This window comes from Rhizobium sp. PEPV16 (assembly GCF_008919455.1).
GTDB lineage: Bacteria > Pseudomonadota > Alphaproteobacteria > Rhizobiales > Rhizobiaceae > Rhizobium > Rhizobium leguminosarum_Q.
In genome coordinates this window covers 64,006-81,308 of record NZ_VSZV01000352.1, presented here as the reverse complement: position 1 = coordinate 81,308, position 17,303 = coordinate 64,006, and the positions used below count along the sequence as shown (strand labels likewise).

The 17,303-nt window shown below is 57.8% G+C and carries 12 protein-coding genes and 8 pseudogenes; 10 read left to right on the top strand and 10 right to left on the bottom strand.

The genetic code is table 11. The features are described from left to right. The 9 genes and pseudogenes from FY112_RS31865 to FY112_RS31830 all read right to left on the bottom strand — a co-directional run. Positions 1-299, bottom strand: a pseudogene (locus FY112_RS31865) (bifunctional folylpolyglutamate synthase/dihydrofolate synthase); the annotation flags it as partial. A 16-nt stretch (positions 300-315) separates the two neighbouring features. Continuing rightward, positions 316-444 (bottom strand): hypothetical protein, encoded by a 129-nt coding sequence (locus FY112_RS38525; RefSeq protein ID WP_281408499.1) that lies wholly within the window; start codon positions 442-444, stop codon positions 316-318. A 143-nt stretch (positions 445-587) separates the two neighbouring features. Next, positions 588-2,248 (bottom strand): annotated as a pseudogene (locus tag FY112_RS31860) (acetolactate synthase large subunit). 587 nt (positions 2,249-2,835) lie between these two features. Next, positions 2,836-3,513 carry an ATP-binding cassette domain-containing protein gene (locus tag FY112_RS31855; RefSeq protein ID WP_313903446.1) on the bottom strand — a complete coding sequence of 226 codons (678 nt, stop codon included), beginning with the start codon at positions 3,511-3,513 and terminating at the stop codon, positions 2,836-2,838. Next, complete coding sequence (locus FY112_RS31850) at positions 3,473-4,249, bottom strand: ABC transporter ATP-binding protein (RefSeq protein ID WP_151520189.1); 777 nt, start codon at positions 4,247-4,249, stop codon at positions 3,473-3,475. The genes FY112_RS31855 and FY112_RS31850 overlap by 41 nt, the downstream gene beginning before the upstream one ends. Beyond that, positions 4,246-5,205: a branched-chain amino acid ABC transporter permease gene (locus tag FY112_RS31845; protein WP_245315054.1), complete on the bottom strand. Its 960-nt coding sequence runs from the start codon at positions 5,203-5,205 to the stop codon at positions 4,246-4,248. Before FY112_RS31845 ends, FY112_RS31850 begins: the two co-directional genes overlap by 4 nt. Next, a complete protein-coding gene (locus FY112_RS31840) occupies positions 5,205-6,101 on the bottom strand; it encodes a branched-chain amino acid ABC transporter permease (protein ID WP_151520188.1) in 897 nt (298 codons plus the stop codon). The genes FY112_RS31845 and FY112_RS31840 overlap by 1 nt, the downstream gene beginning before the upstream one ends. 138 nt (positions 6,102-6,239) lie before the next feature. Continuing rightward, a complete protein-coding gene (locus FY112_RS31835) occupies positions 6,240-7,520 on the bottom strand; it encodes an ABC transporter substrate-binding protein (protein ID WP_151520187.1) in 1,281 nt (426 codons plus the stop codon). A 554-nt stretch (positions 7,521-8,074) separates the two neighbouring features. Next, positions 8,075-8,905: an IclR family transcriptional regulator gene (locus tag FY112_RS31830; protein WP_151520186.1), complete on the bottom strand. Its 831-nt coding sequence runs from the start codon at positions 8,903-8,905 to the stop codon at positions 8,075-8,077. A gap of 77 nt (positions 8,906-8,982) precedes the next feature. On the opposite strand from FY112_RS31830, the gene FY112_RS31825 reads away from it, so the two are divergent. The 10 genes and pseudogenes from FY112_RS31825 (at position 8,983) to FY112_RS31785 (ending at position 16,647) form a co-directional block, all read left to right on the top strand. Next, entirely contained in the window at positions 8,983-10,434 is a 1,452-nt protein-coding gene (locus FY112_RS31825; RefSeq protein ID WP_151520185.1) for an NAD-dependent succinate-semialdehyde dehydrogenase, read from the top strand. Between the two features lie 25 nt (positions 10,435-10,459). Then, the gene (locus tag FY112_RS31820) at positions 10,460-11,623 is read left to right on the top strand and encodes an iron-containing alcohol dehydrogenase (protein ID WP_151520184.1); all 1,164 of its coding nucleotides are present in this window, start codon (positions 10,460-10,462) and stop codon (positions 11,621-11,623) included. A gap of 47 nt (positions 11,624-11,670) precedes the next feature. After that, on the top strand, positions 11,671-12,462 hold the full coding sequence (gene attM, locus FY112_RS31815; RefSeq protein WP_181018315.1) for an N-acyl homoserine lactonase AttM: 792 nt from the start codon (positions 11,671-11,673) through the stop codon (positions 12,460-12,462). A 168-nt stretch (positions 12,463-12,630) separates the two neighbouring features. Next, positions 12,631-13,806 (top strand): homoserine O-acetyltransferase, encoded by a 1,176-nt coding sequence (locus FY112_RS31810; protein WP_151520183.1) that lies wholly within the window; start codon positions 12,631-12,633, stop codon positions 13,804-13,806. 475 nt (positions 13,807-14,281) lie between these two features. Continuing rightward, positions 14,282-14,434: pseudogene (locus FY112_RS38295) on the top strand (MerR family transcriptional regulator); the annotation flags it as partial. Between the two features lie 267 nt (positions 14,435-14,701). Then, positions 14,702-14,853, top strand: a pseudogene (locus FY112_RS38290) (IS3 family transposase); the annotation flags it as partial. Between the two features lie 77 nt (positions 14,854-14,930). Beyond that, positions 14,931-15,081, top strand: a pseudogene (locus tag FY112_RS31800) (integrase core domain-containing protein); the annotation flags it as partial. Continuing rightward, positions 15,081-15,532, top strand: a pseudogene (locus tag FY112_RS31795) (DNA methylase); the annotation flags it as partial. The pseudogenes FY112_RS31800 and FY112_RS31795, both read left to right, overlap by 1 nt. A 106-nt stretch (positions 15,533-15,638) precedes the next feature. Beyond that, positions 15,639-16,100: pseudogene (locus FY112_RS31790) on the top strand (omptin family outer membrane protease). 325 nt (positions 16,101-16,425) lie between these two features. Then, the gene (locus FY112_RS31785; protein WP_246700810.1) at positions 16,426-16,647 is read left to right on the top strand and encodes a hypothetical protein; all 222 of its coding nucleotides are present in this window, start codon (positions 16,426-16,428) and stop codon (positions 16,645-16,647) included. Positions 16,648-16,861: 214 nt separating this feature from the next. Here the strand turns inward: FY112_RS31785 and FY112_RS31780 are convergent. Then, positions 16,862-17,303: pseudogene (locus FY112_RS31780) on the bottom strand (ISNCY family transposase); the annotation flags it as partial.

The window sequence follows — 17,303 nt, the reverse complement described above, 5'->3', positions numbered from 1 at the left end:
CCGACCAGGATGCGCGGCGGCAATGCCTCCGGATCGGCGACGGCTTTTATCGCTTCCAGCGCATCGCCGACCGTCGACATCGGTTCGGCAACCAAGCCGGCATCATAAGCGGCATTCGACAATATCACCGGGTCGACCATCGCTTCGCTGCCGCGGATCGGCACGCAGAAAACCTTCTCGACCAAGCCGGCAAAGGCCTTGAAATAACCGACCGGATCCTTGGTGTTGATCATGCCGATAATCAGAAAAAGCGGCCGAGACTGGCGCTCCTCGAAAGTGGCCATGGCTTCGGCGATCACTTCGCCGGCACCGGGATTATGCCCGCCATCGATCCAGATCTCGGCGCCGGGCGGCCTTGTGGCCCTTGAGGACGTCGGCGATCTTGCTGGATGCGCCTGCCTGGATGAGGATGTTTGGCGGGGTCTGGAAGATAAACTGTTTCATGTTGTGGTCCTCCTGTTGCTTTCTCGGACAGCAGGGACTGCCGTCCGCTCTGAAAAGATGATCATTGCTGTCGACCTCCTGGGCTCCTGAGGGCGGTTTATCCCGGTTACGCTTTTCGCGAGTTGCAGCTCGTCGGTGAGCACTCACTTGTTCTCCGCATAATCGATCGGCACTACGACGACATGGACGCCGCCGCCTTCGAAAGCGGCTTCCAGCGCTGGCACCAGATCGTCCAGCGCTTCGACGCGCGTGCCCTTGACCCCATAGGCTTCGGCCAATTTCACGAAATCCGGATTGTCGACGGTGTTGCCGAAATCCGGGAAACCGCGGGCGGCCTGCTTATGGCGGATCATGCCGTAGCCGCCGTCCTCCACGATGAGCACGACCAGGTTGAGCTTGAGGCGGCGGGCCGTCTCCAGTTCCTGGCTGGTCATGTGGAAGCCGTTGTCGCCGCAGACCGCCATGACGCGGCGCCCGGGATTGAGCATCGCGACAACAATCACCGACGGCAGTCCCGCGCCCATGGTCGCCAGCTCGTTGTCGAGTAGCAGCGTATTGGGGAGATAGGTCGGGTAGTTGCGGGCGAACGAGAGCTTGTACAAGCCGTTGTCGAGCGCAACGATGCCGTTTTCAGTCATGACCTCGCGCACGTCGTGCACCAGTCGCTGCGACGTGACCGGCCAACGTTCTTCATCGGCGTCGTTGGACATCCGGGAGAGGATCTTCTCGCGCAGCGGCAGCAATGCGCCGGCATTGGGCAGCTTGCCCTCAAGGCGATCCGCCAGCGCCTTGAGCGAATGGCCGATGTCGCCGATGACCTCGGATTGCGGGAAGTAGACCTGCTCGACTGGCGGCGACTGATCTCCGATGTGAATGACCTCCCGTCCCTTCGGCCCCATGAGGAAGGGCGGTTTTTCCGTCGTGTCATGGCCGATCGTAATGATCAGGTCGGCCTTGTCGACGGCGTCATGCACATAGTCGCCTTCGGAAAGCGCCGCCGTGCCCATATAGAGATGGGAGTCTTCTGACACGGCACCCTTGCCCATTTGAGTGGTAAAGAACGGAATGCCCGTGCGGTTCACAAATTGCTCCATAACCGCTATCAAGCCGGGACACGAGGCGGCGCGACGCGGGGCGGCGGCCCCGAACACGAGAAGCGGACGTTGGCTGCGGTGATGAGGGCGGCGGCGCGATCGAGGGCCGCATCGTTTGCTATCGGCAGTTCGCGCTTGTGCGGCGCAATCAGCGCTACCTCCTTCTCGCATTTTTCGGCCGCGATATCTTCCGGAAGTTCAATATACACCGGCCCCTTCTTTCCCTCCTGGGCGATGCGGAATGCTTCACTGACCGTTGGCGGGATCATCTCCGCCGATGTGATTTGTATTGCGTGCTTGGTCACAGGCTTCATCACCTCGACGGTGGCGGACCGCTGAAAACCCGCCTGGCGGCGGTTCTTGATCGCCTTCTGGCCGGCGATCAGCAGCACCGGCATGCCGTTGAGCCGGGCATATTCCGCGCCGTTCGGGACGTTGAGCGCGCCCGGACCGCAGGTGGTGATGCAGACGCCAGTGCGGCCGGTGAGCCGACCCCAGTTGGCGGCCATAAGGGCCGCGGCCCACTCGGTGTGGGCCGGCACGACCTTGATCGTCGAGTTGCTCAGCGAATGGAAGAGGTCGATGGTTTCCTCGCCGGGGATGTAGAAGATGCACGTGACCCCCTGGTTTTCAAGCGCCCGGACAAAGAGGTCGGACCCCTTGACCTCGCGCTGTTCGCCCTCAGGGCTGGAGGTGATCTTTTTTTGCATTTCTGCCATGTCAGTCTCCCTTCGTGCCAATCAGGTCGGGACCACGATCGGGCTTTAGCGACCCGGCTTACTCTGAGCACTACTCGTGCCAATCAGGTTGCGCCGGTAAGCCTTCGAGATTGCAGATGTTTCGTTGTCGCCATGCGGAGGGGTTTTGTAGGGTTGCCGACATGTCGTGTCGCAATCCGTCCCGATCACCACCGCAAACGCAGGGGCGGTTCGATAGGCTTCAGGGCGAAAAATACGCGATTGGGGAGGAAGAATTCGGTCTCGCGAAGCCGAAAAAGGTGACGACGATGTCGTAAGTTGATTGTTATCAACAACTGACCCACCCGAAACACTGGTAGGCCAGTGCTATCCCGCTAAACCATTCCTTGGGATAGGATCCCACTTGCCCACAGCTTCAGGCGGCAATGATGAAGAACAAAGAATGACCAGTATTTAGACCCGCGCTCCTAAGCCCGCGCGAATGCCTCAACGCAGCCTTGAAAGGGCAACCGTCGAAACCACAGGTTACCGAAGTGGTTCACAATTTCGTATGCGGCGGTCGGGACGCAGCAGAGATGCACAGGCGCTGCCAATGACGGTCAAATAGAAGTGATCTGGCCACGGTCCATGCGATAAACCATATCGAGGCCCTTACCGGCGTGCCGAAGATCGGCGCCGGAAAGAAGGATGGAAAGACCAAGCGGCCGCAGGGATGCGACTACCTCGGAAATGCGCTTGGAAAGCGCGGGGGCGACGCCTTCGAATGGCTCGTCTAGCATTAACAGCTGGGTGCCAGTCATGCGTGCGCGACCGATGGCCACGAGTTTCTGCTGGCCGCCTGAAAGCTGCAGGGCGCGGCGATGGCGGAAGTCCGCTGCCTCCGGAATGAGCGCATAGACATCGTCGAGCCGCTTCTGCGCATCTGTGACGCCAGCTGCCCATGCCGGAATAAGCAGGTTTTCCTCAACAGTCAGTTCGGGAATAAGGCGCCGGTCTTCCGGCGCGAAGCCCATCTGGTGGTGCACGCGCAGATGCGGCGCCTCACGGGAAATGTCCTTCTTCTCATAATGGATCGAACCTGCCCGGAGTGGCAAGAGCCCCATTATCGCACGCATCAACGTGGTCTTGCCGGCACCATTGCGGCCGACGATTCCGACCATCGAGCGGGCTTCGACCTTCATGGAAACGTCACGCAGAATAGGTACCCCGCCGATGGAGACGTTGATTGACTTCACTTCAAGCATGGTTGTCCTCCCTGGGAACGCAATGTTCTTCACCAATGATGAGTTCGCGCACTTGTCGGTCGCTGAGGACGGTTTCCGGAGGTCCATCAATCAGCACCCGGCCTTCGAAGAAAGCGAGCACGCGGTCGGAGTAGCGGCCAACGATCTCCATGTCGTGCTCGACGAAGAGCACGCTGACGCCTGCGACACGGGTCGCATCAATAATGCGGTCCATGACCGAGAATTTTTCTTCGCTGGCGACGCCGCTCGTCGGCTCGTCCAGGAAAAGAACCTTCGGCTTGCCAACCATGGCAATTGCAATGTCGAGAAGCTTGCGGATGCCTTCGGGCATCGTGCCGGCAATCGAGTTGCGGAACGCTCCAAGTCCGAACACCTCGAGCCTCTCGTCAGCATGGGTCGCGAGCTCGTCGTCGGAAAGAATCGAAAAGCCCTTGATGCCAACGCTGTCCGTGGCGCTGTAGGCAAACATCAGGTTCTCAATCGCTGTCAGCGAGTTGAACAATTGCGGAATCTGAAAGGACCGGGCAACGCCGCGCCGAGTGATCTGACGAGGTGAAAGCCCGACGATTTCCTGTCCGTCGAGCAGGATCGAACCGGAGTCCGGGCCGAGGTAGCCCGTAATCATATTGATAAACGTCGTCTTGCCGGCGCCGTTTGTGCCGATCAGCCCCGAAATCGTTCCAGACATGATGTCGACATTCACGTCGTTTGCGGCAGTTACCGCGCCGAACCGCTTAATGAGGCTCTTTGCTTCAATAATCGGCTTCATGCTTTTTCTCCTGCCTCGACGGTGGTCGTGTTGCGCTTACCGAAACGGATGCCGCCCAGGCCTGTCGGCAGGAACAGGATCATCGAGAGGATGATGACGCCAAGTACCAGTTGCCAAGTGTTGGGGGCATGCTGATAGGCGAACGTCCTGACAAATTCGAGTGCAAGCGCGGCGATGAAGGGCGTGAAGATGTTGCCAGTACCGGCAAGGACTGCGATCACCACGAATTCGCCCGAGGTTGCCCAGAAGGCCATTTCCGGATCCACATGCGCGACGAGAATGCCGCTCATGGAGCCACCTACGGCGGCTAGAATTGCCGCAAGGATGTAGGAGAGATAGATCGTCTTGCTTGCAGACGCGCCGAGATACTCGACGCGAATCTCGTTATCCTTGATGCCAGGCAGCAGGCGACCGAGCGCCGTCTTGCCGAAGTACCAGACGGTTATCACCGCTGTGAAACAGATCAGGACGAGGATAACGAGGCCGTTGAAACGCGCAGTACCGCTCAGCGGCAGGCCGAACAAGGTCACGCCTCGGATGTTGAAGCCGTCCGTGCCGCCAAGTTCCACCGACTTCACCAGAAGACCGTAGAGAAGCATCGACAGGGCGAGCGTCAGCATCGCGAAGAAGATGTCGCGGTAACGCGACAGAAGGAGACCGGCGACTGCTGCAGTCGCCGCGGCGATGACGACCGGGGCGATGAGCAAGAGAACCGCTTCGTTGATTCTCCAGAGATTGACCATCAAGCCGACGGAATAGCCGCCGATAGCATAATAAAGTCCCTGGCCGAACGAGACCAACCCAGCGCGCATCATCAGCACGAGGCCGAGAACCGCGAGCCCCTTGGCAAGGCCGATCGAGATGACGAAGTTCCAGGTGGGTAGCGCCCAGGCCGCGACGATTAGGAAAAGTGCCGCGCCGACGGCGACCGGCACAAAGGTTTTGGTTTTGTTCATCATATCTTGCGCAACTCCACACCGGAAAACAGCCCCTGCGGACGTATGGCGAGAACGATCGCCATCACTGCATAGATGCTGAACACTTCGACTTCGGGCCAGTAGTGGACCGAAAGTGAGCGGACGAAGCCGACGATCAGGGCGCCGACAATGGTGCCAGGAATCGATCCAAGCCCCCCGATCACCACCGCTGCGAACATCATGACGACCACTTCGACGCCCATGCCCGGCGCCACCGAGATGGTCGGCGCTGTGAAGGCGCCGCCGAGTGCGGCGAGGATCGAGCCGACCACAAAGGCCGACACTTTCCAGCGGCTGACATTGATGCCCATCGCCTGCGATACTTCCGGATCATGAATGACGGCGCGCAGCATCTTCCCCTTGGCAGTGAATTGCAGAAACCACGTGAGGAAACCACCACTGACGATCGCCACGATGACGATAATGAGGTTGTAAGTCGGATAGACAAGGGGGCCGAGATAGACGTTGCCGAATGCCCACACCGGGTCGGAGGCTATCCATGGATCGACACCCCAGATGAGCTTCACCACGTCTTCCAGAATGAGGAAGAGCGCGTAGGTTACCAGCAGCAGCACGACGGGATCGCGCCCCGCGAAGTAGCGCAGGACGCCCCGTTCGACGACGAGGCCGACAATCGTACCGGCGATCAGCGCCGCGACAATCATGACCGGAATGCTGCCCGCGGGCGGCAGCCCCTGGGCGAACCAGTAACCCAGCAGAGTAACCGACATGTAGGCGCCGATGGCATAGAACGTGCCATGGGCCATGTTGAGGATCTTCATCACACCGTAGATAAGCGTCAGGCCGACCGCGATGATAAAGAGCCATGCGGAATACAAAATGCCGTCAATAACGGCGCCTACAAACGCGTTCATGCCACACACCGTTTCGAAAGGAGGGGCGGATCCATCTTTCGGTGCCAGTTGGCGCGCGAAGAGTGAAAACCGCTTCAAAGGGATTGCGGCGCCAAACGCGCGGGGAAACCCCGCGCAAGCGATGCCGCGGTGGACAAGTCACTTCAGCTTATTCTTGATCCACTCATGGCTGGTCATGCCTTCCGGTGGGTTCACCCTTTCTGGAGCGTAACGGATCACATCGACGAAGGTCAGCTTGCCATCGACGGTTTTGGTGCGGCCATAGACCATTTCCTGCACAGCCTGGTTGCCCTTGCCCAGCGACATCTTCACTTCGCCCGAGGGACCCTGGAAGGTGGAACCCTTGAGAGCAGCGGCGATCTCCTCCGTAGTCGGCGTCTTGGCGGTGTCGCCGCCCTGTGCCTTCTCATAAGCGAACTTCGCCGCAAAAAGCGTCTGCACCATGTGGTAGGACGGATAGCTGGGGGGCGTGGCGGACTTGGCGTTGTAAGCGGTCTTGAACCAGTCGTTATAGGCGTTGTCCGGTGCAAAGATGCCGTTTGGACCGCGGGCGCCGATGATGGTGCCATCCGGGATTTGTTTGGCCTGGCGATGAATCGCCGTTTCGCCTGCCGTCAGAACGACAGTGGCGTTCTTGAATAGATCGCGCGGCGCTCCCTGAAGCACGAGACCCTCAAGGTCGCCACCCCAGAAGCTCGAATGAATGATATCGGGTTTGCTGCCGAGAATTGCGGAGATTTCAGTATTGTACTGACCGGCACCGAGCTTCGGCATCTGCGAGGTCGTCAGCGTCACTTCGGGGCGAAGGCTCTTCAGTGTGCCCTCGAAGTCGTTCCAGGCGTCCTGACCCCAGGCGTAGTTCTGGTTGATGCCGGCGTAGGTGTTGAATTTCTTGACTGTCTCGTTGACGTAGAGTGCGGCACCGGCGTTGTCCATCGTCGCGGTTGCAACGGGGCGGAATACATATTCGTAGTCAGCTTCCTCGAAGATGCGCGGCGTGCCGCAATCGAAGAGAAGTGTCATGGTCTTCAGTTCTTCGGCAACAGGCGCGACCGCAAGACAATCGCCCGAGGACGTGTAGCCTACGATCATGTCTACGCCCTGCTGTTCGACGAGGTTGCGTAGTTCGGAAACCTGCTTGGTGGTGCCACCGGCCTCGTCGATGACGACGAGTTCGATCGGACGGCCGCCGAAGCCGACCTTGTCATACGGCGCCGGGAGCTTGCCACCGGCATTGACCTGCTCGGCGAAGACTTCGGCGGCAATCTTTGCGGGGATGCCGAAGGGACCAGCCGGTGCACCGGACAGGAACGTCACAACACCAATAGTGAAGGGCTTTGGCTCCTGAGCCGAGAGGCCATCGGGGGCGGTGGCAGACAGAAAGATGGCTGCAATGGTCAGAGACCACGACTTTTTCATAGATTCCTCCTCTACGGCAAATTGCCTGTTCCGGTGCAATGACACGCTTGCGTGGTAGGCCGAAAGCGTCCTCTCACGCTGCGGCCATGCAACCGAGTTCATTATGTTGAACTCAGTTCATTACTGTGTATAGTGAGTATTGCAACCAACGTCAAGATGGAGGAGCGGCTGTTCAGCCAGAAGGCGAGTACAATCAGCGGCGCGAACTGTTCCTAAGGGGAAACGGGCGCCGTCAGCCTCACGAAGAATCACTGAGGACGACTTCTCCTGAACTCCGCCAGAAGCTCGCTTTTGGCAAAACCTCCATCAACAAGTCGACGTGGAGAGGATTTTCGTCAGCTGCTTATGTAGCCATTCGCCTGGAGAGCGAACCGCGACATTGACACTTGCATCGGATTGACGGTGAGCCCAAATGCACGATTTTCGCAGCCATTCGGTTCGACGCTGCGACGGCCTGCCTTAGGGTCAAAGAGCAGCCACGTTGCTCAAGCTGAGCCAACCCCACCTGGTCTCCTTTGGTCGGCAGTAAATTTCCGCTCTCTCAAAACGCTACGCTATCCTTCGACACTGATGCGTGATGAGCTGTTATGCCCCAATTGCTCGGAAAGAATGGCGGCTGATTTGCGCATCGTCTCGCCGAGTGACTCGATAAGCGCCGGAGTCGTTTCGCTTTCCAGAAGGCTGATGGCAATGCCGGCAACCGCGCATCTCGTATGATCTCGCAGAGCGGTGCCGATGCAGATCATCCCTTCGCGAACCTGACCGTTATCGATCGAAAAACCACGCATACGTATGTCAGCCAGCTCCTGCCTTAGTGCGGCAAGATTTTTGACGCTTCTAGAGGTGAGGGGCAAAGGAAAGTTCGCTCTGAAGAGAGCATCGAGCTTATCCTCCGGCATTTCGGAAAGCAGCATTTTGCCTGTCGCGGTAAAGGTGGCAGGAAGGCGCATTCCTATCCGGAAAGTATGCCCCAGGGGCTGGTCGGAATTACGGCAATCAATATAGACGACCTCGTGACGGTCAAGAGTCGTCAGTGTGACCGTGTAGGGAGACAATGTGGTGTCGGAAGCGAAATAATTCCGGAAAACTGACACCATGTCCATCTCGGATAAAAAACCGTGCGCCCAACGCATAGGATGCGGGCCGAGCCGGAACGTGCCGTCCTGTTTGCGAACAAGAAGGCCAAGCTCTACCATCACGCCAAGTAGGCCGTGAGCCGTACTTTTTGGCAACGACATCGCCCGTGTGATGTCGGCGGCCGACATTGCGTCGCTGGAATTGGTGACAAGATCGAGGATCGAGACCGCGCGCCTGAGCGCCGGAACAGAGTCGACGGATCTGCCGATCGCAGTGTCTTCCACTGCGGCGAGTCTTGCACTTGACACTTTCGATACCTCCTGTCAGGCTAATTCAATATAACGATATTGGTTCAACGAATTGAACTCTAGGCTTGGGGGAGGTCATGGTCAATCTAAAAAAAACGGAACTGCTGCGCGATCGATGCCTGATAAATGGCAAGTGGGTTGCGAGCTCTCAGAACAACGTAGCCGTCAAGAACCCCGCGACGGGGGAGATTGTCGGCACCGTCCCTGCGCTGGAGAGGGCAGATATTGAGCAGGCGGTCGCAGCGGCCGAGATGGCGTTCCGATCGTGGCGCGCGCTTGCAGCCAAGGAAAGAGCGGCCGTCCTGCTTCGCTGGTTCGATCTGATAGTAGAAAATGCAGACGATCTCGCCGCGCTGTTGACGGCTGAACAGGGTAAGCCCCTCTCCGAAGCCAGGGGGGAAATACTCTATGCTGCCTCCTTCATTCAATGGTTTGCCGAGGAGGCAAAGAGAGTGTATGGGGACATCATACCCGCACCCACCACCGACAAGCGCATCCTGGTTTTCAAGCAGCCTATCGGTGTCTGCGCTGCGATCACGCCCTGGAACTTCCCGGCAGCAATGATTACACGCAAGGCGGCGCCTGCGCTGGCTGCCGGTTGCACAATGGTGGTTAAGCCGGCTGAGCAGACACCCCTCACGGCGCTTGCTCTCGGCGTTCTGGCCGATCAGGCAGGTATTCCCGCCGGCGTTTTCCAGATTGTGACAGGAAAAGCACGCGAGATCGGCAAGGTGCTGACGGAAAGCGACATTGTCAAAAAACTCTCTTTCACCGGATCGACCGAGGTGGGGCGAATTCTGATGGCGCAGTCGGCGCCGACGATAAAAAAACTATCAATGGAGCTCGGCGGCAACGCACCTTTTATTGTTTTTGACGATGCGGACCTCGATGCCGCCGTCGATGGTGCCGTCGCTTCGAAATTCCGCAATGCTGGTCAGACCTGCGTCTGCACAAACCGTATCTACGTGCAGTCCGGTGTTTACGCTGCCTTCGCTGAAAAGCTTGCCGCGAAGGTTTCTGCACTGAAAGTCGGTGAAGGTACGCAGATGGGCGTAACGATCGGGCCGCTGATTGATGCTGACGCCATTACCAAGGTCGAGGACCATATTAGTGATGCGGTCGCGCAGGGAGCGAAAGTGGTCGCAGGTGGCAAGCGACACAGCCTTGGCGGGACATTCTTCGAACCAACCGTCCTGACGGGAGCGACACAGGCGATGAAGGTCGCACGCGAGGAAACCTTCGGGCCAGTCGCGCCTCTCTTCAGCTTTGAGACAGAGGAAGAGGCGGTCGCTATGGCAAACGATACGGAATTCGGATTGGCTGCCTATTTCTATACTGAAAACGTCCGTCGGACATGGCGAGTGGCCGAAGCGCTGGAGTACGGCATGGTGGGTCACAACACCGGTCAGATCTCGAACGAGGTAGCGCCATTTGGCGGCGTCAAGCAGTCCGGCCTCGGACGGGAAGGCTCCCGTTACGGGATCGATGACTACCTGGAAATCAAATATCTGTGCTCGGCGATCGCTTAAGCAGCTGACGACAAGGGAGGACTGAATGACGATCAATCCGTTCGAGTTTCGAACTGTCCCATCCATTGAAATGGCCTGGGGCGGAGCTAAGCGATTAGGTGAAATCATCGCTGCACGTTTTGCCGCGCGCAAGGTGCTTTTGGTCACCGATGCGGGCCTTGTGAAGGCTGGGTTGATTGCGCCCATTGCCGCCAGTCTGGAGGCGGCTGGCTTCAGCGTGGCGATTTTCGATAGGGTTGTGCCAGATCCACCGGAAAGTGTTTTGTATGGTTGTGTCGAGGAGGCGCGGCAAGTCGCAGCCGATATTGTCATTGGTCTCGGTGGTGGCTCGTCGTTGGACATAGCAAAGCTCGCGGCGGTGCTGCTCTCGTCGGCACAACCGCTCGCCGAAATGTATGGCATCGGCAAAGTTCAGGGGGGGCGTGTTCCACTGGTTCTCGTTCCGACAACTGCGGGCACCGGTTCCGAAGTCACCAACATTTCCATCATCACCACCGGCGAGACGACCAAGATGGGAGTCGTGTCGGCGCAACTCTATGCGGATTTCGTGCTCCTGGATGCGGAATTGACCGTTGGTTTGCCGCAGGTTCACACCGCAGCAAGCGGCATCGATGCGATGGTGCATGCCATCGAAGCCTATACAAGTAAGCATAAAAAAAACCCGCTTTCGGACGCGCTTGCGCGTGAGGCGTTGCGGCTTCTCGGCAGCAATCTAATCATTGGCTGTAAGGAGCCGACAAACCGGGATGCTCGCGAAGGCATGCTTCTCGGTGCAATGCTTGCGGGCCAGGCTTTCTCCAATTCCCCGGTGGCTGCGGTCCACGCGTTGGCCTATCCGCTGGGTGGACATTATCACATTACGCATGGTCTTTCGAACGCTCTGATGCTCGGCCCAGTCCTTCGTTACAATGCACAGGCGGCTGCCCCGCTTTACGCCGAGCTCGCCGATGTGCTTGGAGTCAAGGGAAGCGGCGACACTGCGGCCCGTTCCGAGGACTTCGTTACCCATATGCAGGTGCTGATGGATAAAAGCGGCGCGCCGCGCCGGCTCCGCGATGTCGGTGTAACCGACAACAGCCTCGCCATGCTGGCTACGGATGCGATAAAAAACCAGGGGCGCCTGCTCGTCAACAATCCGGTCGAGGTTCGGGAAGAGGATGCGCTGGCGCTGTATCGGGAAGCCTTCTAAATATTCCGCAGAAATTCACCGTTCATATCACTACGGGAGGATCCAACGTGACGGATATCCGACTTTACATGCTCCAGTCCGGCACCCTGAAATGCAAAGTGCACAACATCAAAATGAATCAGGGAAATGGTGCGGATTACGAAATCCCGGTTCCTTTTTTCCTGATCACCCATCCCGACGGTCACACCATCATCGACGGTGGAAACGCCATTGAAGTCGCGACGGACCCGCGCGGCCACTGGGGCGGTATTTGCGATGTGTACTGGCCGCTGCTTGACAAGGACAAAGGATGCGTCGATCAGGTCAAAGCTCTCGGCTTCGATCCGGCGGATGTTAAATACGTCGTGCAGTCCCACCTGCATCTCGACCATACCGGCGCGATCGGCCGCTTTCCGAATGCCACGCATATCGTGCAGAGGGCCGAATATGAATATGCCTTCACGCCTGACTGGTTTTCCGATGGCGGCTATATCCGCAAGGATTTCGATCGCCCTGGTCTGAAATGGCAGTTTTTGAACGGTACTCAAGACGATTTTTATGATGTTTATGGCGACGGAACGCTGACGACGATCTTCAGTCCTGGCCATGCGATGGGCCATCAATCCTTTCTCGTCCGCCTTCCCAATAGTGAGCCGCTGCTTCTGACGATCGATGCCGCCTACACACTCGACCATTGGGATGAAAAGGCGCTGCCGGGCTTCCTCGCATCGACGGTGGATACTGTTCGCTCTGTACAGAAGCTGCGCACAATCGCGGAAAGAACGGGGGCAAACGTCGTCACCGGTCACGACCCGGATGCGTGGTCGACCTTCAAGAAGGCACCAGAGTATTACTCTTGAGAAGTCGCTGCGGTCTGGCCGCGACATGATCCTACAGGGGCGAATAAGCCCCTTAGAAGCTTAGAAGTTTTGACCTGGATCAATGTGAAATCCGGTGACCAGGATACGGCTTTGAAAGGCTGGGGCCACCGCTTTGTTTCGTTGGTAATCCCGACCAAGGAGAAGTAAATGCGCCTGAAAATACTTATCACTGTCGCCATGATGGCCGGCCCGGCATTGGCGTATGAGCCTTTGGTTGAGAAGCGGGAATTTACCCTAAAAAACTTCGTGACACGTGGAGGCAGGACGGTTCCCGAAATGCGGCTGGGGTACGAGACTTATGGCACGCTGAACGACGCCAAAGATAATGCCATCCTGATTCCGCATTATTTCAGTGGAAGCAGTCACGCAGCGGGAAAATATAAGGAGGCGGATGTAAGCGCCGGCTATTGGGATGCGATCATCGGGTCCGGCAAGCCCATCGATACGGACAAATACTTTGTCGTGTCGGTCGACACACCGGTCAATCTCGGTGCCAACGATCCGAACGTCATCACCACCGGACCGGCGACGATCAATCCCAAAACAGGAAAGCCTTGGGGTATGGATTTTCCAATCATGACGATCGGCGATTTCGTTGATACGCAGAAAGGGCTGATGGAGCGACTGGGGATTGAGAAATGGCATGCTGTCATGGGCGCCTCCATGGGAGGGCTGCAAAGCTATGAATGGGCAGCACGCTATCCCAACAAACTGGAGCGAGTGATTCCAGTCATTTCCTCTGGTTGGGCAGATGCGAATCTGATCGCGTGGCTGGACGTCTGGGCGTCGCCTATCAAACTGGATCCAAACTGGAATGGTGGAGATTATTACACAGGCCAGGCACCAAAAGCAGGGCTGGCTCAAGCCCTGAAGACTTTAACACTGCAGGCAAATTCGGCAGAATGGACCGACGGTACATTTGGGCGGGGCTGGGCCATAGAAGGTGCAGATCCCGGGCAGAGTTGGGCGAATGACTATAAGGTCGTCACAAAGCTGAACGAGGCGGGCGCAGCACGCGTTGCCCAGTCAGATGCGAACCATTTCCTTTATCTGGCGCGCGCCAATCAGTTGTTCGTCGCTGGACAGCCCAAAGACAGCCTGTACAAAGGGCTCCTAGATGTCAATGTACCCGTGATGCTGATCTATACCGATGAAGACTTGATTTTCCCTGGAAACGCAGTGCGAGAGACAGGAACGATTATCAAAACCGATGGTACGCCGGTCGAATTCGTCGAACTGGAAGGTACGCGAGGGCACATGGATGGCTTATTGAGCATTGCTCAGGCGGGAGAGCGAATTCGAGCATTCCTTGAGGTCCAATAGGAGCGGGCGGGCGGGCTCTCCCTTTTTTTAGGGCGAGCCAGCGGATGTTGCCATCCTCCTGGCGGGGTTCGGCCACGCCGACCAACCTCGGAGTCCATAAACAAAAAATAGTGGCCGCCGGCACGTCGTCCAAGACAGCCAAGGGGTCCGCTATGCTCTCGAGGCGAGGCGCCATGGAAAACGATGAACGGCGGGTTGCCGCCACGCTCGGCGCCGCGTTTCATGATCTCGTTGACGCCCGGAAACATCAGGATCTTGCCGGCTGACTGATAAATTCGCTAGCGTCGCTGTTGCGAGTGATCGAACACATGGTTATGAAATCCGGCACTGATTTGACCCGCCACGGGGTATTTTTCTCGAAATGCACCCGTATCTTCCCTTTGCGTACGCGATTTGCAAACATTGCAGCGTTCACGACGCTTCCTTGGATCGAACGTGTCTCTAACCGGCAAAATGGCGCAACAAAAGTGCCGAGATGAACCAGAAAAAAATCTATACCATTGCGGAAGCTGCACGTATTGCGGGATCTACTACATCGACGCTCCGGCTTTGGGAGAAGGAGGGTCTCGTTGTACCGGATCGCTCCAAAAAGGGCCACCGGCGGTACGACGCTGACCACATTACGCAGTTAAAGCGAATCGCATCGCGCAGAGCAGACGGACGACTCACCATCGCAGGGATCCGCGAAGATCTCGGGAACTCTTCACCAGAAGCGGGCACGCCTCGGGACGCGGGTGATGCCGCTCCGGAAATGAAGCTGGAGCACCTCGAAGACGATAACACCCGCTTGAAACGGATGGTCCTAAGCGAGACGTCGGCGATCCGCGAAATCGTCGAAGTCGAGGCGTCTTCGCCAGAAGCGGGCACGCCTCCGGACGTGAGTGATGCCAGTTCGGAGATCAAGAGGCTGAGGCAGTTCGAAGACGAAAACGCCCTGTTGAAACGAACATTCGCAGATCTGGCGCTGGTCCGCGGGATGTTGCAGGAGGTCATCCGGCGAAAGCTCTAAGGCCTGCTCGAAAGCGGGAGGTGGTGAAGGACATGTGTCGGAAAGACGGTCTAGCAGGCTGCTGAAAAACGCTCTGGCTTTTGGGTTGAACCGAATTCCCTGGGATCGCAACAACGACGAGTTGCTCAACGAAAACCTGTTTTCGGCCTCGATCATGCCCGAAGCGCGCCATTGCTGATTGGACGGACGATTACAACCGTCTCCGGCGGCACTCATCGCTCGAATACCAAAACCCCGTGGACTTTGCCGGGACCATCGCCGCAACGACTTCGGGCCGATTAACCACACGACGGTTTCGATCTCTGAGGATGAGGAAAGCGGTGAGATCCGCGAAACCAATCGCCGGTCCAATCTCAAGCCCTTCTTGGGCGACCCGGATTGCTGGCTGGTGGCCTCGATCGAGGACTAACGACCTCGAAACGGATAAGGCAAAGCCCGGTCCGATCTTCACCGAGCGGGTCATCTCTCCTCCGGCACCACCCGTCATCACCAGTGCTGGTGATGCGCTGGCTGTCGTCCTCAACGAACGCGGCCGCGTCGATCCCGAGCATATTGCCGAGTTGCTGCGTCGCGACCCCAACGTTGTGATCGACGAACTCGGTGACGCCATCTTCCGCGATCCCGCTGATGGCTCCTGGCAGACATCTGACGCTTATTTCTCCGGCTCGGTCCGCACGAAGCTCATGGGTCGCCGAAGCGGCGGCGGCGCTCGATCCAGTACCGAACTCGATCACTATGTCACCGGAGCGATCCAATTGGACCGGATCATCTATGGAGACGAGACCAGCAGTTCGCGTTCGGCGCTGGTTTCCACTATACCGACGTGAAGTGGACCGCCTATGGCGGGTCCGGCATCTATTCGTCCGAGGGTGGCTTCCGAAACGACCCCTGGGAGGATCCAGACTGGGAAAGAGGCATCAGCTATCAGCAACAGATTCCGATTGGCTTCCTCAGCCTGAGCGGCAAATAGAACGTTGGCGATTTTACCATCAGCGGCGACCTTCAGACCGGCTTGAGCTTCGGCATCAAAGACACCGACAACCACTGGTTGAGGGCTCTCCGGTTTCATGATGACATTGACCCAGCGCCGACAATCGGCGCAACTGTTGCCCTTGACTACGCGGTGACGCCAACTGCTTCGCTCCATCTGTCCGGTTCGTTCCAGCGGGTGTTTAACAGCCGCGGGGAAACGCATGAAGAGAAACCGAGGAGGGCACACGCTTCGCTTGGCAAAAGGATGCGGCCGGGGCAAACTTTCAGTCGATGTCGATCTCCATCGGGCTAAACGTCACGTTTTGACCTGTTAGCGAGCCACGTTGCATCAGAAGACTATCGCCGCGCACCAGTCTGACTATTCCGGGACACAACAGCTCTTGAAGATTGGAGTCGGAACAAGAGCAGTTCGAAATCGTACGGTAAGTCTGAACGGAGCAGGAACAATGCCCTGGTGGGTATTTTCGGGATTCGATCTCTGTAGATTGCCATCGAGGGCCACAGCTTTAATTTCGCTGTCCAGCCCGAGTCGACCGCTTTCGCGCAAATTGATCGTGGATCGAGCCGGGCGATGGCAAGGCGCAAGCCTTTCCATATGACAGTCGAGAGGACAGGCGATGCTCGACAATATGCCTCAGGCTTGTTATCGGGGTGACGACGACATGCTTTCGATCGTCGCTGAGCTGCAGGCTGGGCGACGCACCGGACAGACGGATCACATGTTCGGCATTCCCGATGGCAGCGTGAGCAACGGTTATCAGAAACGACGCCGGCCGGGTGGAGCTGGTCAGGGCGAAGCGGGCCATTTTTGCTGCGCTGCTGCTGACGAAGAAAGCTAAAGTATATGATTGCAGCGCCCGACGGCGGCAAGCGCCGCTGACGGCAGGATCCTTCGTCGTCCTGTAGGGCAGGGAGGCTTCCCCGTCTGTGATCTCAAGTCGTCGGTCAGGATAATCGCAAACGACAACCTTCTTGCCCGCCACACCTCGGATCGGTGTACTGACCGTAACGGTGGTCGAGAACAAGCGGCTGGACGTCGTTCGACACGTCGTTGGCCGCCTCGATCGTATCGATACCGCGAAGCCGCAGTTCTATCCTGCAGCGTTTGGTTGGCCCTTTCTACGCGGCCTTTGGCCGGCGCGGTGTTGGCGCAGGTAATGTCGATGTTGAGCTCATACAGTGCCCGACCGAATTGCGTCAGACCGCTCGTCCGGTCCGTCATCAAGGCATGCGTGCTGCGGACGATGCCATGCTTGTCGCTGTAGAACGCGATCGGCTTGCCCCATTGCTGCAAATAAGCCTTCGTCGCGTGCAGATAGTCGAAGGTGTTCTCTGAAGTCGCAAAGCGCAATCGAACGTGTTCTCCGATCCGGCAAAGCGAAGATGTAACAGCTTGCCGGTGGCGTCATCGATATAGACGAGCAGGGCGCATTTGGGGCCGCGGTTCTCGAACCACCAGTGATGCGAACCATCGATCTGCACCAGTTCGCCAAAG